Below are 15,927 nucleotides of genomic sequence, written 5' to 3'. Positions count from 1 at the left end.
ACCCCCCACAGAGGGATGTGGTGATCAGGAAAAAAGGTTCTTCACGCAATCCCGGGAAACACGCAAATCCTGTAGGAGCCGGCTTGCCGGCGATGGATTCAAGTGCGCCGCGTTTATCCGGTTTACCCGCGTTATCGTTAACGACCATCGCTGGCAAGCCAGCTCCTACAAGGGACCTCCAAACCAGTGAAGCCCAAAAAAAGGGCAGCCATTGGCTGCCCTTTTTGCATTTGCCAAACCTACCGCGTGTGTTTGTCGAACATCAGCATCGACGCCAGCGCCGGCATCAACAGCAGCGCACCGACCATGTTCCACAGGAACAACAGCACCAGCAGCAGGCCCATGTCGGCCTGGAACTTGAGCACCGAGAACGACCAGGTCGCCACACCCAGCGCCAGGGTGATGCCGGTGAACGCCACCGAGGTACCGGTAGTCTTCAGCGCTTCGAAGAACGCGGCCTGGAATTTCAAGCCCTGGTGCAGGAAGCCTTCGATGCGGCTGTACAGGTAGATCCCGTAGTCCACGCCGATCCCCACGCCCAGGGCAATCACCGGCAGCGTGGCGATTTTCACCCCAAGGCCCATTTTCGCCATGACCGCTTCGCACAACACCGTGGACAGGTACAACGGCGCCATGAGGGCGAAGGTCACCTTGAGCGAGCGGAACTCCCACAACACCACCAGGCTGATGATCACGAACACCAGGATCAGCATGGTCTTTTCCGATTGCTCGATGGTCATGTTGGTCGCCGCTTCGATCCCGGCATTGCCGGCGGCTTGCAGGATCTGGACGTCGCCAGTGTCGTAGCGGGCGGTGAAAGCGTTCACCGCATTGACTACACGGCTCAGGGTCTCGGCCTTGTGATCGGCCAGGTACAGGCTGATCGGCGCGACACTGCAGTCGGGGTCGACAAACTCGCCCGAGACGCTCGAGCGGGCGTTGTTCATCACGAACTGGTCGCGGGAAAACTCCGCCCATTTCGGATTGCCCTCGTTGCGCGCCAGGATGTTGAAGCGCATCGCGTTGTACAGCGATTGCACCGACTCAACGCCGGGCACCGCGCGCATGTGCTGCTCGAACTGGTTGGCCAGGTCGGCGGCGGCATAGCGCGAACACTGTTCTGCCGGGGTCTTGAACATCACCACGAACACATCGGTGCTGGTGGTGTAGTGGTCGAGCAGGTAGGCGTTGTCCTGGTTGTAGCGCGATTCCGGGCGGAACTCCGGGGCGCCTTTGTCGAGGTCGCCGATCTTCAGGTCCTGGCGTGCGTAATAGCCGACCCCGAGCAGCATCAGGCTGACCACGATCAACGCCGTGGCACGACGTGGCTGGACGATGCTCGCCACCCGGCGAAACACCGGCCACGAGGAACCGCTGCGTTTGAGTTGCTGGCGCATGCCCCGGGGACTGACGCCGACCCAGGACATCAGCACCGGCAACAGGAACATCTTGGTGAAGATCGCCACGAACACGCCGATGCTGGCGGTGATCGCCAACTGCTGGATCACGCCGATGTCGATCACCAGCAGGGTGATGAAACCCACGGCGTCGGCCAACAGGGCAGTGGTGCCGGGAATGAACAGGGCGCGAAAGGTCCGCCGCGAGGCTTCGACCGGCGTCACGCCGTGGCTCATCTCGCTCATCATCAGGTTGATGTTCTGTACCGCGTGGCTGATGCCGATGGCAAATATCAGGAAGGGCACCAGGATCGAATACGGATCGAGGCCAAAGCCCAACAGGCTGAGCAGGCCCAATTGGCAGACCACCGTCAGCAGGCAGGTCAGCACGGTGACCGCGGTGCTGCGCCAGCACCGGCAATAGCCATACAGCAACGCGCTGATCAGGCCGACCGTGAGGGCGAAGAACAACGCGATGTCGCTGGCGGCGGCGAGCAAGTCGCCGATGATCTGGGCAAAGCCGATCACCCGGATCGTCACGCCTTGCCCGGCAAAGTGCTCGCGCACCTGGGTTTCCAAGGCCTGGGTGAGCGCGCCGTAGTCCAGCGGCTTACCGGTTTGCGGGTCACGTTCGAGCAGCGGCACGCGGATGATCGCCGACTTGAAGTCATTGGCGACGAAGCTGCCGATCATGTTGGCGCGCTGGATGTTGCGCCGCACCTGTTCCAGCGAGTCGGCACTGCCATCGTAGGTGTCAGGGATCACTCGGCCGGCGCGCAGGCCCTCGGTGGTGACTTCCGACCACAAGGCATTGGGCGTCCACAAGGACTTGAGGTTGCTGCGGTCCACGCCCGGGATATAGAAAACCTTGTCGTTGACCTCGCGCAGGGTCTCGAGAAACTCCTTGCTGACGATGTCACCCTTGGGGTTTTCCACCAGCACACGAAGGACGTTGCTCTGGGGGCGCAGCACGTCTTCGAACTTCAGGTAATTGGCAATGAACGGATGCCCGTCGGGAATCATCCGGGTGAAGCTCGCGTCGGGACGCAACGACAGCGCGGCAATGCCAAGCACCACCGAGGCCAGTGCGAAAAAAGCCAGGACCAGCAGGCGATGTCCGAACAGCAGGCGCTCGGTGAAGCCCACGGCACGTTGCATGGCGCCGACTGGGGTCGGTTCCTGATGGAGGGGGGCGTTCATTTTGCGTGTTCCTTGAAGGGGATCATGGGCAGCACTTGCAGGCCGGCATTGCCGACCAGCAGCAGTTGGCCTGCCCGGGTTTCACTGACATCGAGCAGCGCAGCCTTGCCGGTCGAGCGCCATTGCTCGAAGGTTTTGCCGTCGGTGCTGTACAGCAGAACGCCCGCCTGGCCGGCCAGCACCACGGCGCCTGAAGACAACTGCCTGATGCCGTACAGGCTGGCCTTGACCGGTAATTCGCGAGGCGTCCAGCTGGCGCCGTGGTCATCGCTGACCAGCAAGGTGCCCCCGAAACCGCTGGCCATGACCTGGCCGCCGTGCAGCTCTGCCAGGGCGTACAGCGAGGCGTCGGTCGGCTGTTGCGCCGCCTGCCAGTGCTCACCGCCATCGGTGCTGCGATAGAGACGGCCACCTTCGCCCGCCACCAGCAGGCTGCCATCGGCCAGGCCCAGCACAGTGTTCAGGTGCAGGCGATCCGGGTTGTCCAGGCCGCTGACCGGCTGCCAGGACGCGCCGCCGTCGTCGGTCCTGAGGAAGACGCCGTAGGCACCAACGACCCAGCCTTGGCGGGCATTGCGAAACCACAGGCCCAGTAACGGGCGCGATGGGCCGGCGGCCTCGGCGGCTTGCGCGTCGTCGAGGGCAAAACGGGCGTTGTCGAGTGCCGTGGCGAGTTGCTCGTCTTGCGCTGCGGCATCCGCCGCTTGTTGCGCGCGGGCGACTTGCTCTTCGGCGGCCTTGAGCAACAACGGATTGATCGCACGGCCATCGAGTTGCTTGCTCCACGACTCGCCGCCGTCGGCACTGTGCAGGACCACGCCGTCGTGACCGACGGCCCAACCGTTGCGGGCATCGACGAACTGCACGGCGGTCAGCAGCAGGTCGACCGGCACCCGGGCCTGCTGCACCTGTCCGTTGGCATCGCGCAGCAGGATATGGCCGGCGGCGCCGACCATGACTTGGCGCTCGCCGACCGTCTGAACATCGGTGAGCAGTGCTCGGCTCGCCAGTGCCGAGGGCTGCGACGGGCGCTCCAGCCGGTCATCGAGGGGCGCGGCCTGTGCGGCGAACGCAGCGCCCAGCCCAAGCAGCAGGGCGAAAGCGGGGCGTAGGGGGAACTTGAGTGTCATGCAGCACCCTGTTTTCTGGGGATACGGAAAGCGGGCGGTCAACCTGGGCTGACCGCCCGACCGACAATGAAAGGCTCAGCGACCGCTGCGGCGCAGGGCGGCGGTACTGAAGTCCTTGAGCTCGGCCTTGATGCCGAACCGGGCGCGTTTTTCTTCGTTTTCCAGACCCGAGACGATGTAGCGACGAGCCTGCAAGTCGTAGGAAACGTCGCTGATGTGGATCGCCGAGAGCACGTCATAGCGCTGCAGGCTGTGGGCTTCCTGCACGCGCCACAGGTCGCCGCGACCGTCGTACAGGTCCGCGGCCAGGATCCCCCAGGTGTCTTCGTCGATGTAGAACACGCGCTTGCCGTAGATGTGACGCTGACCCGGCTTGAGCGTGGCTTCTACCACCCAGACGCGGTGCGGCTCGTAGCGGATCAGGTCCTGATTGAGGTGATCGGGCTGGATGATGTCGGCGTACTTGAGCGTGTGTGAGGCCAGTTTGTAGGTGTTGTACGGCACCAGCATGTCTTTCTTGCCGACCAGCTTCCAGTCGTAGCGGTCGGGCGCGCCGTTGAACATGTCGATCATGTCGTTGGTGCGCAGGCCTTCGGAGGTCGCTACCGGCGAATCGTAGGAGATTTCCGGTGCGCGCAGCACCCGGCGCTGGCCCGGGTTGTAGGTCCAGGCGAGGCGCGTCTCGGTGGTCTGGTCGATGGGCTCGTGCACCAGGTTCTGACTGCCCGCCACGCTTTCCGGCGAGGTGACCTTGCCCAGGTAGTAATACAGGCGGTTCGGTTCCGGGTTGCCCATGGCCGACGCCATCATCACCGAGACGTCACGGCGTACCGGGGTGAACTTGCCGTTGGCCTGCACCACCATTTCGGTCGGGTAGTAGTGATAGCCACCGGCGCGGTAGCGGACCATGTGGTTGTAGATGGCTTCCAGGCCAGTCTTGGGGATCGGGAACGGCACCGAGGTGCTCTGGTAATTGACCATGCCGTTGCCATTGTCGGCCAGGGACACGGTGGCCGCTTCCTTGCGGATTTCCGCGTACTCGCTTGGCGGCAGGGCCGCGCTGCGATGACTCGGGTAGACCTGCATCTTGAAGGTCGGGTACTTCTGCAACATGGCCTGGTAGCCCGGCGTCAGCTCGGCCTTGTATTGGGCCATGTTGGCGGCGGTCACGGTGTACAGCGGTTTTTCGCCGGCGTACGGGTCGACGTAGTCCTGGGCCGGGTTGTAACCGGCCGGCGCGGCGTTCAGGCCGCCGGTCCAGGCCGGAATGCTGCCGCTGGCGTTGCCGGCCTTTTCCGCGCCGACCGGGGTCAGGTCGGTGCCCAGGCGGGCGATGTCCTTGGCATCGAGGGCGGCCAGTGCCTGGGTGCTGGCGACACTGATCAAGGCGCCGAGGAGGGTGAGGCGAAACAGTTTTTTAGGGTTCATGCTGAAATCTCGTGTACTAGAAGCCCATGCGCAGGCTGAGGGAGATGAAATCCTTGTCGGTGGGCGCGAAAGGGGTGTTGCCGGTGCCCGACCAGGACACCTCGGCGGAGTAGTCCTGCAGGTAGTCCGCACGCAGGCCGACCGAGCCCAGCAAGCGGTCTTCGACGAAGTTGCCGTCGTAGGACCAGCCCTGGACGTCCTGGCCGAATGCCATGAACGGCGACAGGTTGACCCCGGCGAATACCCCCGGGTAGTTCAACTGGGCGCGCAGGCGATAGCCCCAGGAGAACTGGGTGGTGTAGCCGTCCCGGGTGCAGCCGTACTGCTTGTATTGCTGCACGGTGACGCCACCGGCACAGCCGGCCGCGCTGCCGTCCGCCAGGTTGCTGCCGTAGATTTCGGTCTTGTTGTAGCGTCGGTCCGACGGGGCCGGCAGGTCGTGCATGTACTTCATGGCCGCTTCGCCCATCAGGTTCAGGCTGTCGGCGCCCAGCACCTGCGGGATCGACTTGATGAAGCCCAGGGAAAACTGGGAAATCTTCAGGCGGTCGTAACCGTTGTAGACAGAACCCGGCGCGGCATTGATGGCGTCGTTGCCCAGGGTCAGCGGCTGGCCGATGAGCGCGGCGGTGCCGGCAGCGTTACCGGCGAAGGCCGGGATCAGGTCACCGGTCGCCAGTTGCACCGGCTGGTTGGGACGATAGCTGTACTCGCCGAACACCGAGGTGCCCCACAGGTTAGTGGAAAAACTCAAACCGAAAATGCGGATGTCTTCCGGGAAGTCGGCAAAGTAGCTGGCGTTTTTCGCCGCGTTGCCGGGGGCCAGGTTGGGATCGCGCCAACCGGCACCCGTCGGACCGTAAAGGTCGGTGTTGATGCTGGCGTAGGGCGTGCGCGAATGAATGTTCATGGCGTACGCGCCGAGCTCGGTGTCGATGGCGTCGGCGAAATAGCGCAGCGACATGCCGTACTGGCCGCTGTTGCGGGGATCGTTGTCTGGCCCGCGGGTGATGTACTGGCCGGCCGCGTAGGAGGCCGGATCATTGGCACCGGCGCGCGGCACACCGTAGCAACCGTCGGTGATGTAGTCGTTGCTGGAGAAGAACGTGCCGCAACCTTCCAGGGTCGAGGCCTTCCATTGCAGTTGGTAGAAGGTTTCCAGGCTCAGGTTGTCGGTCAGGCCGAGGTTGCCATAGAGCATCGGCACCGGCACCAGCGCTTCCTTGAGTTGCGAGCCGGGACGGCGCAGGGCGGCGGTATCGACCGGGTTGATCGCGTTGATGCCGTTCTGGAAGAACAGGCCTTCGCCCCAGTTGACCACCTGGTTACCGGCCCGGGCGTTGAGCGGGTGATCGGCAATCTCGAAATCGCCGAATACGTAGGCATCGAGCAGCGCCACGCCCTGGAATCTGGCCAGCTCGTCGAAGTGGCTGTCATCGAGCGTGCTGTTGGCCTGGTAGCCATTGGAGGAATGGCCAAAGTCGACGTTGTGGTGGTTCAGGGTGTAGTCGTACCAGGTCTTGCCGCGAATGAACGCGCCATAGTTTTTCCAGTTCAGTTCCATCTCGCCGAGCACGGTGATGGGCGAGGACACCAGATCGCCCTTGCCCCAGTTCAGTCGGCTGTCGTCGACGTTGCGCGCGCTGTTGGGGTTGAACTGCCCGGCATGACCATGGCCGATGCTGTCGGCGTTGGCCTGGTTGATGAAATTGCCGTTGGGGTTCTCGGCGCTCCAGACGGCGCCCACGCTGATGCTGCCGTTGGCACGACCGGTGACTTCTCCCCATTGAAACTCACCGGCGTGCGCCGACTGCATGACAGCCAGCGACAGCGGCGAGAGGACTAACGCAGTACGGGCCAGCAAGGTGCGACCACGGATTGGGGTCATAGAGATGCCCTCCTGATTTTTATTGTTGGGGGCTTGAAACAGGCGCGGTTTACCTGGGGCCTCGACGCCTGTGCATCACGCACGAGCGCCAGGGTGGACAAGCTGAGGGAGATGATGGATAGCGAGGCGGGGGATTTCAGCGCATTTCACGCCAGGGACTTACCAAATGCTGACAGGGGGGCTTGTGGGAGCGAGCTTGCTCGCGATGAGGCCGGTACAGCCAGCATTGATGTTGACTGACCCACCGCTATCGCGGGCAAGCCCGCTCCCACAGTTGATCGGTGTTGGACGCGAAATCTGAGGACACCACTGAAACCTGTGGGAGCGAGCTTGCTCGCGATGAGGCCGGTACATCCAGCATTGATGGCGACTGACCCTCCGCTATCGCGGGCAAGCCCGCACAGTTGATCTGTGTCGGACGCGAAATTTGAGGACACCACTGAAACCTGTGGGAGCGAGCTTGCTCGCGATGAGGCCGGCACATCCGGCATTGATGTTGACTGACCCTCCGCTATCGCGGGCAAGCCCGCTCCCACAGTTGATTTGTGTCGGACGCCAAATCTGAGGACACCACTGAAACCTGTGGGAGCGAGCTTGCTCGCGATGAGGCCGGTACAGCCAGCATTGATGTTGACTGACACTTCGCTATCGCGAGCGAGCCCGCTCCCACAGTTGATCGGTGTCGGACGCGAAATCTGAGGACACCACTGAAACCTGTGGGAGCGAGCTTGCTCGCGATGAGGCCGGTACATCCGGCATCGATGTTGACTGACACTGCGCTATCGCCAGCAAGCCCGCTCCTACAGGGGGTTTGCGTGACCCAAATGAAATGAGCGCCACCTGGGCGCTCATTTGTTCACGGCATCACGGGTTATTGCTTGTGCAAATCACCGGGTTTCCAGGCCTTGTCGAAAAACGCCTTGGTCGGGCCGTACAGGCGCAGGATCACGAAGTAGCCTTTGCCCGGCAGGGTGCGAATCCAGTTCTTGCCTTCACCCGGTGAGTCCGGCCCGAAGTGCAGGTCAATCGAACCGTCGGCATTCACCAGGGGTTTGTCCATGGTGTTCAACGACGGGAACGGCTGGCCGTTGTCCACGCCCGATGCGGTGATCGAGTCGTACACGGTCACCGACCAGAACAACGCCGCTGGAATGCCTTTGGGCAGGTTCAGCGTGTAGCCGTTGCTGCCCGAGAGGAACTCGCCCTTGGCGTCGACGAAGGTAGCAGGGTACTTGGCGCCGACGTTCTCCATGTTGACCGCCATGCCCGGGCTGGCCGAGTAGGCATTGGTGAAGAAGCCGGTGCGCGGGTCGATGTAGTTGAAGGTGTCGGCCGTGAACGTTGCGTTGCCCGGGAAGACGTTCAGCCACTTGCGGTCCGGATACCAGGTGCCGTTGGCGACGATGGTTTGCGGGGTGTAGGAAGTGGCGTGGCCCATTTTGCTCGCGGTCCTGGCGGCCTTGTCGAGCAGGTCGCGGGTCGCCGCATCCGGCTGGAACGGCTTGCCCTTGATAATGCCCAGGGCGGCAAGCATGCCGCGCATTTCCATGTCCTGCGGGTCGACATATTCATGGTCGATAAACCGCGAAAGCATGTCGAACGCGCTGCCATCGGTGGGGTAGAGCATGTTGACCGGGATATTCGAGGCGTTGGGGAACTCCATCTTTTTCGCCGTCGTTTCTTTGCCCAGCGGATAGATGCGTGTCTGCTCCATGAGCTTGACCGGTGCCTCCAGCTGTTTCGGGTCCTTGAAGAAACCGCGCCAGAACACAAACACGTTGTAGGTGCGCGAACGGTAGGTCAGGTAGCCCGCAGGCACGTCACCGGTGTAATCCGGTGGCAGCACCAGGTACTTGGCACCCTTGCCTTTGTCCGGACCGGGCAGGCCGACATCGCCGCACCACTGGCGACCTTCGATCTGGCCTTCGGAGCAGATCGGGCGCTGGAAGAAGTCGTCGAGAATGCCCTGCATCCCCGGCGGCACTTCGATCACCATCGGGCCGTCCTGCTTGAGGTCCAGGTAACCCATGGCATAGATCACGTCGGAGTTCGGCGTGGTCACCAGGGTCTTGGCGTTGAGCCGGTCTTTCCAGATCGGCAGCACGTTGTAGCCGGCACCGAAGGTTTTTTCCGAGCCTTCCTTCATGGCGTACATGTTCAGTGCCGGCAGTGCCCAGATGTAGGACTGCACGGCGCGCTGGAACAGCAACTCGTTCTTGAGCTGGGCCACGCCTTCAAGGGTTGGATAACCGCCGGCGAAGGGCAGGTCCGCCAGTTGTTCATAGTGCGTGGCCGCCTGGGCGCCGAGGCTGACCGAAACGGCCAACGCCAGTGCGGTCAGCGTTTTGCTGGCTGCGTTCATCGTCGAAGTCCTTATCAATTGGTTTTCACCACGGCCGGCGGGGTCCAGTCGCCATCGAGGGCATCGGCCTGCGGCCAGTAGGCGCGGATGTACAGCGAGAATTCGGCGCCTTTGGGCGAGGGCAGCCAGTTGCTTTCCTTGTCCTTGCCCGGCGATTCGCTTTGAACATAGATAGTCAGCGAGCCGTCAGGGTTGGTTTGCAGGGATTTGTTCTTGGTGCCGATGGAGTAGCGCTTGAGGTCGTTGGGGGCGAAAAAGTGCTGTTCGTTGTACAGCGTCAGCGACCAGAAACCCTTGACCGGCGGCAGCTTGCCTTTGGCGAACGTGACGCTGTAGCCGTACTGGCCGTTGAGGTGCAGGCCGTTCTCATCCAGATCCTGGTAGAAGTATTTGGTCTCTTTCTGCTGGTTGACGAATATGTTCGAACGCGCCACGGCGGTCCGGGTGAAATAGTCGGTGCCGAACGCCGCGCCGTTGCTGACGGTGCTCCAGTGGTTGGGCAGTTGCAGGCCGTAGTTGCGGAACTGCAACAGCGGATCGATCACTTCGCTGTCGGCCTTTTTCGCCTCGTCGATCATTGCAGCGCGCAGTTGCGGGTCGGCCTTGGCGATGGCTGCGAGGGCGGCCATTTGTGCGTAGCGGGCTTCTTCGCCAGGCAATGGCTTGGCGTCCTTGAGCAGGGCCGGCAGTTCGTCGAAGAACTTCTCCGGGTCGACCCATTTGGTTTCGGCATTGCCTTCGGAAGCCTGGGCGGGGAATTTCGGTTGTTTGCTCCAGTCGCGTTTCTTGACCTTGCCGTCGTATTGCGACAGCGGGTACATGTCGATGCCTGCCAATGCCGGCTGCACGGCCTGGCGGTCGGCGGCGGTATCGTCCTGGAACACCCGCGGGATCACGAACCCGGTGTTGGTGCGCGCGCGGTACACCCGTTTGATGCCGGGCGGCACCTTGCCGTTCCAGTCCGGGCCGACCAGCAGGTAGAAACCTGGCTGGGTGTTATACATTTTGCCCAGTTCGGCGAAGCTGTCCGAACGCAGGTCCACCACCTGATACACCCAGAAGCGGCCGTCGAAGTCCGGCACTTGCAGCACCACCGGCTCAATGTCCAGGGCGATGCTGCCGGCACCGTACACCACGTCCTGGTTCGGACAGGCCACCAGCCGCTCGGCCGGGTCGATGTAGTCGCTGAGCATCGACAATCGGTTGATCGGCGCTATGGGCACGATGCCGCCCATCAAGCCGGGCTCGGGCAGGTTCTTGAACGCCTGGCGACGATTGAAGATATTGGCCATCGGCCAACCCCAGAAATACGCCTCGCGCGCCATCATGCGTACGTACGGTTCAGTTACCTTGGTGCCGGTAACAGGGCCTGAGACAGCGCTGGCGGCCGGGGCTGCAGCCGTGGCTTGCGCTGCGTAAACCGCAGTGCCCGACAGGGCAGCGGCTGTGAGCGTACTGGCGAGAGTCAGGGCGAAGAGGGCATGGCGCCGGGGCAAACTATTCATGAAGCGTCCTTACTTGTTGGCAGTCACCTGATGCAGGTGAGTCGCAGACAAGATAGCTCAATGTTTGCCCCGGCAATACCCGTAGGAGTCGGCTTGCCGGCGATGGACTCAGGTGCGCCGCGTTTATGCCGTTTACACGCGTTATCGTTGACGACCATCGCTGCGATGCGGCGACCCGACAAGCCAGCTCCTACAAAAGACCGCGTCAATCCCGGGAATCACCGACGACGCGACACCTGTAGGAGCCGGCTTGCTGGCGATGGACTCAAGGGCGGCGCGTTCATTCGGGTTATCCGCGTTATCGTTGACGACCATCGCCAGCAAGCCGGCTCCTACAAGGGACCACGTACCGTTCGAAACACGCGATACCCGTAGGAGCCGGCTTGCCGGCGATGGACTCAGGTGCGCCGCGTTTATCCTGTTTGCACGCGTTATCGTTGACGAACATCGCCAGCAAGGGATCGTGCCCACGTTGGTCAAAGATGATCGGCATCGATCACCGCCTTGGCGAACGCCTGGGGATCTTCCTGCGGCAGGTTGTGGCCGATGCCGCCGTTGATCAGGCGGAACTCGTATTTGCCGGTGAAGCGCTTGGCGTAATCCTCGGGGGCGGGGTGCGGCGCACCGTTGGCGTCGCCTTCCAGGGTGATGGTCGGCACGCTGATGGACGGCGCCATGGCCAGCTTCTGCTCCAGCGCTTCGTAGCGGCTTTCACCCTGGACCAGGCCCAGGCGCCAGCGGTAGTTGAACACGGTGATGTCGACATGGTCCGGATTCTCCAGCGCCTGGGCGCTGCGGTCGAAGGTGGCATCGTCGAACGCCCATTTTGGTGAGGCCAGTTGCCAGATCAATTTGGCGAAGTCGTGGGTGTTTTTCTCGTAACCGGCGCGACCACGGTCGGTGGCGAAGTAGAACTGATACCACCACTGCAATTCCGCCTTGGGTGGCAGCGGGTTCTTGCCGGCCGCCTGGTTGCCGATCAGGTAACCGCTGACCGAGACCAGCGCCTTGACCCGCTCCGGCCACAGCGCAGAGACGATGTCGGCCGAACGCGCACCCCAGTCATACCCCCCGAGCACCGCTTGCTTGATCTTCAACGCGTCCATGAAGTCGATGACATCACTGGCCAGCGCAGCCGGCTGGCCATTGCGCAGGGGCTTGTCGGAGAGGAAATGCGTATCGCCATAACCACGCGCATACGGCATCAGCACCCGATAGCCCTTGGCGGCCAGCAACGGCGCAACCTGGTCATAGCTGTGAATATCGTATGGCCAGCCGTGCAGCAGGATCACCACCGGCCCGTCGGCCGGGCCTGTTTCGGCGTACGCCACGTCCAGCAGGCCCGCGTTGACGTGCTTGAGCGCTCCGAAGGGCAAGGCCAGCGCTTGCGTGGACGCGGCGGGAGCCGCAACTGGCTGCACGGTGGCGGCCGCTTGCGCCTGGGCCGCGCCGAGCACGCCGAACAGGGTGAGCGCGAGAATCGAAGGGCCGGCCAGGTGGCGGCGGGTCTTGCCGGTGTTGCTGTTGCGCAGTGCCATCTTCATGGGTTGTCTCCATTACCAGCCATGGGTCAGGGGTGCGGTCTGTGCCCCTGCAAACCTTGCTTGCATTGAAACGCGGCAACGTATCCGGCCTGTGTCCAATCTCCCGCCGGATGAAAGTCTGTGTATCGAGAGGTTGCGCTGACACACTGTGATACACGGCGGATCGGCGCAGTCGATCGTGGAAGACTTGGCAACGGTCACCCGACAAGCGCAAACCTGAGCGCTGCCTGAGCCGGGGAAGCAACTACACTCGATGAGCCGGAGCCCAGGTAGCTGTTGGGCTGAACCTTCGAATGCCCCGCTGCAAAGGAGACGATGCTTTCATGGACAGCCCTGCCAAGCCGAAGAGTACGCTCAATCCGCCGGTTTTCTACACCAGCGCGATTCTCATTTTGCTGCTGGTGCTTTATGCCGTGGTGTTTCAAACCCAGGCCCAGTCGCAATTCGACGACATTCAGCGCTGGATCAACACCAACGCCAGCTGGTTCTACATTCTGTCGGTCGCCCTGATCCTGATCAGCGTGGTGTTCCTGGCCGTGAGTCGCTACGGCGACATCAAGCTGGGGCCGGATCACAGCGTGCCGGACTACCGCAACAGCAGTTGGTTCGCCATGTTGTTTTCCGCGGGCATGGGAATCGGCTTGATGTTCTTCGGCGTGGCTGAACCGGTCATGCACTTCACCTCGCCGCCAGTGGGTGAGGGCGGTACGGTCGCCGCTGCCCGTGAGGCGATGAAGATCACCTTCTTCCATTGGGGCCTGCACGCCTGGGCGATCTACGCCATGGTCGCGTTGATCCTGGCCTACTTCAGCTTTCGCAACGGCCTGCCGCTGACACTGCGTTCGGCGTTGTATCCGTTGATCGGCGAACGCATCTACGGTCCGATCGGCCATGCCGTGGATGTGTTCGCCATCCTCGGCACCGTGTTCGGTGTCGCGACGTCGCTGGGTTATGGCGTGTTGCAAATCAACAGCGGCTTCCATCATTTGTTCGGCCTGCCGGTGAACACCACGGTGCAAGTGATCCTGATCACGGCGACATGCGCGCTGGCCACCTTGTCGGTCGCCAGCGGCCTGGACAAGGGCATTCGCATCCTCTCGGAAATCAACCTCGGGCTGGCCGTGGTGCTGATGGTCTTCGTACTGCTGCTGGGGCCTACGGTCTTTCTGTTGCAGGCCTACGTGCAGAACACCGGCGCCTATCTGTCGGACATCGTCAACAAGACCTTCAATCTCTATGCCTACGAGCCCACCGACTGGATCGGCGGCTGGACGCTGCTGTATTGGGGCTGGTGGCTGTCCTGGTCGCCCTTTGTCGGGCTGTTCATCGCGCGCATCTCCCGCGGCCGGACCATCCGCGAGTTTGTTTGCGGCGTGCTGTTCGTGCCGGCCGGCTTCACCCTGCTGTGGATGACCATCTTCGGTGATTCGGCGATCCATATGGTGCTCAACGAAGGCGTCAAGGACTTGGCCAGCGTCATCGACCAGGACAGCTCACTGGCACTGTTCGCCTTCCTCGAGCACTTCCCGTTTTCCGGCGTGGTGTCGATGGTGGCCGTGCTGATGGTGGTGGTGTTCTTCGTCACTTCCGCCGATTCCGGCGCGCTGGTGGTGGATATGCTGGCATCCTCCGGGCATGACCACTCGCCGCTGTGGCAGCGTATTTTCTGGTCGGTGTGCATCGGCGTGGTAGCGATCGCGTTGCTGTTGGCCAACGGCCTGAAGGCACTGCAGACCGCGACGATCGCCAGTGCACTGCCATTCTCGATCATTCTGCTGGCATCCATCTGGGGCCTGTTCAAGGCGCTGAGCCTGGACGCCACGCGGCGCGGGCTGCGCACCCAGGCGTTGCCGGGCCAGCACCATGCGCGGCATCCCCATGGCGGCTGGCAACGGCGCCTGCGCAATATCGCCATGCTGCCCAGGCGCGCCCATGTCCGGCGCTTCATCGAAGAAGTGGTCAAGCCTGCCTGCGAGGAGGTTGCCGTCGAGCTGCGCAAGCAAGGCTATGAGGTCACGGTCAACGAGAACGCCGAGGGCAGTGTGGCGTTGGAAGTGAACCATGGCGGGGAGGGGCGCTTCCTCTACGAGGTGCGCCCGCGTGCCTTTACCACGCCGAGTTTTGTCATTCGCGATGGCGACGATGGCTCCGACGCGCGCAAATACTTCCGTGCCGAAGTGCACCTGCGCGAGGGCGGCCAGGACTATGACCTGATGGGCTGGAGCCGCGAGGACGTCATCGGCGATATCCTCGACCAGTACGAGCGTCACTTGCATTACTTGCATGTGGTGCGCTGAGACAGCGGTCGACAATGGAGTTGACTTGCGGGGCGCAAAACTTGCTTTATTGCGAATCTTGACGCGGATGGCTACGGACGATGTTTCTACTACGCAGTGGCGCAATCGAGGGCTACAGCACCCTGGTGTCGCAACTTGGCCAGAATCCGGTGAACCTGTTGCGTGACGCCGGCATGGTCGTGGCCCAGTTACGCCAACCCAACAGCTACCTGTCTTACGAGAAGACCGCCGACCTGCTCGATGAAACCGCGCGTCAATGCCAGGAGCCGCTGTTCGCACTGCGCCTGGCGTCGCGCCAGAACCTGTTGGCGATTGGCGACGTTGCCTTGTCCGGCAGCCGGCAGCCGACGGTGGGGGACGCGTTGAGCTTTGCCCGGCAATACCTGTACCTGCATGCCAGCGGGTTGCACCTGGAGATAGGCCAGCGGGGCGAGCGCGCCGAGGTTCGCTTGAGTTTTGACTTCAGCAATGACAGCGGTCTGCTGCAACTGAGCCAGCTCAGCGCGGCGCAACTGTTCAATGCCGTGAAGATCCTCGCCGGGGTCGACAGCCCGCAGATCCGCCTCCATCTGCAACAAGGCGCGGCGAAAAGCGCCCTGTGGCAGGCGGCAGGTGTCTACGGCAGGCTGCGTTTCGACAGCAGCTTCGATGGCATCAGTTTTCCGCTGGAGTTTCTCAAGCGTTCGCCGCAAGCCAATGAAGAACTGATGCGCGAACACCTGCTGCATCGCATGCAACTGCTCAAGCACCAGTACCCGGACAACCTCAAGGCGCAAGTCTGCCATCTGATCGGCGGCCTCCTGCACACGGGCGAGTGCAGCATCGAGGCGGTCAGCAACTCACTGGACCTGCAACCGCGGGTCCTGCAAAAACGCCTGCAGGCCGAAGGCAGCCGTTTCAGTCAGTTGCTGCAGGAAACCCGCCTGGAAATCGCCAAGCAAAACCTGCTGCGGGACAAAACCAGCATCACCGATCTGGCGTTGAACCTGGGTTATGCCGATGTCTCGGTGTTCAGTCGGCATTTCAAGCAGTGGACCGGGTTTTCTCCGAGAAACTGGCGGGGCCAACATACGTCAGAAGACTGATCATTGGGCGGTCACCCGGCGTGGTGCGTCGGGGCGCAGGTGCAGGGCGATTTCCAGTGGCGCCCACCCAACCCTGTAGGAACGAGCCTGC

Annotated in this window: 9 protein-coding genes; 2 read left to right on the top strand and 7 right to left on the bottom strand. The window is 62.5% G+C overall.

Features of this window, described 5'->3' with window-relative positions; all coding sequences use genetic code 11:
- Nucleotides 1-239: 239 nt before the first annotated feature.
- From AB4O16_RS02090 to AB4O16_RS02060, 7 genes are all read right to left on the bottom strand, one after another.
- Nucleotides 240-2,597: an efflux RND transporter permease subunit gene (locus AB4O16_RS02090; RefSeq protein ID WP_460156857.1), complete on the bottom strand. Its 2,358-nt coding sequence runs from the start codon at nucleotides 2,595-2,597 to the stop codon at nucleotides 240-242.
- Nucleotides 2,594-3,727 carry a WD40/YVTN/BNR-like repeat-containing protein gene (locus AB4O16_RS02085; RefSeq protein ID WP_460156856.1) on the bottom strand — a complete coding sequence of 378 codons (1,134 nt, stop codon included), beginning with the start codon at nucleotides 3,725-3,727 and terminating at the stop codon, nucleotides 2,594-2,596. The genes AB4O16_RS02090 and AB4O16_RS02085 overlap by 4 nt, the downstream gene beginning before the upstream one ends.
- A 75-nt stretch (nucleotides 3,728-3,802) precedes the next feature.
- Nucleotides 3,803-5,155, bottom strand: a complete 1,353-nt coding sequence (locus tag AB4O16_RS02080; RefSeq protein WP_460156855.1) for a DUF1329 domain-containing protein — start codon at nucleotides 5,153-5,155, stop codon at nucleotides 3,803-3,805.
- A 16-nt stretch (nucleotides 5,156-5,171) separates the two neighbouring features.
- Nucleotides 5,172-7,043, bottom strand: a complete 1,872-nt coding sequence (locus tag AB4O16_RS02075; protein WP_460156854.1) for a DUF1302 domain-containing protein — start codon at nucleotides 7,041-7,043, stop codon at nucleotides 5,172-5,174.
- Nucleotides 7,044-7,914: 871 nt separating this feature from the next.
- Nucleotides 7,915-9,405, bottom strand: coding sequence for a DUF1254 domain-containing protein (locus tag AB4O16_RS02070; RefSeq protein ID WP_160386766.1), 1,491 nt, complete (start codon nucleotides 9,403-9,405; stop codon nucleotides 7,915-7,917).
- 14 nt (nucleotides 9,406-9,419) lie between these two features.
- Complete coding sequence (locus AB4O16_RS02065; RefSeq protein ID WP_460156853.1) at nucleotides 9,420-10,910, bottom strand: DUF1254 domain-containing protein; 1,491 nt, start codon at nucleotides 10,908-10,910, stop codon at nucleotides 9,420-9,422.
- 476 nt (nucleotides 10,911-11,386) lie between these two features.
- On the bottom strand, nucleotides 11,387-12,454 hold the full coding sequence (locus tag AB4O16_RS02060) for an alpha/beta fold hydrolase (protein WP_460156852.1): 1,068 nt from the start codon (nucleotides 12,452-12,454) through the stop codon (nucleotides 11,387-11,389).
- Between the two features lie 323 nt (nucleotides 12,455-12,777).
- Between AB4O16_RS02060 and betT the strand changes: the two genes are divergently transcribed.
- On the top strand, nucleotides 12,778-14,751 hold the full coding sequence (gene betT / locus AB4O16_RS02055; RefSeq protein WP_460156851.1) for a choline BCCT transporter BetT: 1,974 nt from the start codon (nucleotides 12,778-12,780) through the stop codon (nucleotides 14,749-14,751).
- Nucleotides 14,752-14,831: 80 nt separating this feature from the next.
- Complete coding sequence (locus AB4O16_RS02050; RefSeq protein ID WP_160386770.1) at nucleotides 14,832-15,836, top strand: helix-turn-helix transcriptional regulator; 1,005 nt, start codon at nucleotides 14,832-14,834, stop codon at nucleotides 15,834-15,836.
- Nucleotides 15,837-15,927: the final 91 nt, after the last annotated feature.

This window comes from Pseudomonas sp. S2_H10 (genome assembly GCF_054668285.1).
The sequence above is the reverse complement of the archived record's forward strand: the minus strand, read 5'-3'. Positions and strand labels throughout refer to the sequence as shown.

Coding starts and splice junctions, on each gene's coding strand:
- AB4O16_RS02060 (WP_460156852.1), bottom strand. CDS start 12,454: ATGAAGATGGCACTGCGCAACAGCAACACCGGCAAGACCCGCCGCCAC.
- betT (WP_460156851.1), top strand. CDS start 12,778: ATGGACAGCCCTGCCAAGCCGAAGAGTACGCTCAATCCGCCGGTTTTC.
- AB4O16_RS02080 (WP_460156855.1), bottom strand. CDS start 5,155: ATGAACCCTAAAAAACTGTTTCGCCTCACCCTCCTCGGCGCCTTGATC.
- AB4O16_RS02070 (WP_160386766.1), bottom strand. CDS start 9,405: ATGAACGCAGCCAGCAAAACGCTGACCGCACTGGCGTTGGCCGTTTCG.
- AB4O16_RS02075 (WP_460156854.1), bottom strand. CDS start 7,043: ATGACCCCAATCCGTGGTCGCACCTTGCTGGCCCGTACTGCGTTAGTC.
- AB4O16_RS02065 (WP_460156853.1), bottom strand. CDS start 10,910: ATGAATAGTTTGCCCCGGCGCCATGCCCTCTTCGCCCTGACTCTCGCC.
- AB4O16_RS02090 (WP_460156857.1), bottom strand. CDS start 2,597: ATGAACGCCCCCCTCCATCAGGAACCGACCCCAGTCGGCGCCATGCAA.
- AB4O16_RS02050 (WP_160386770.1), top strand. CDS start 14,832: ATGTTTCTACTACGCAGTGGCGCAATCGAGGGCTACAGCACCCTGGTG.
- AB4O16_RS02085 (WP_460156856.1), bottom strand. CDS start 3,727: ATGACACTCAAGTTCCCCCTACGCCCCGCTTTCGCCCTGCTGCTTGGG.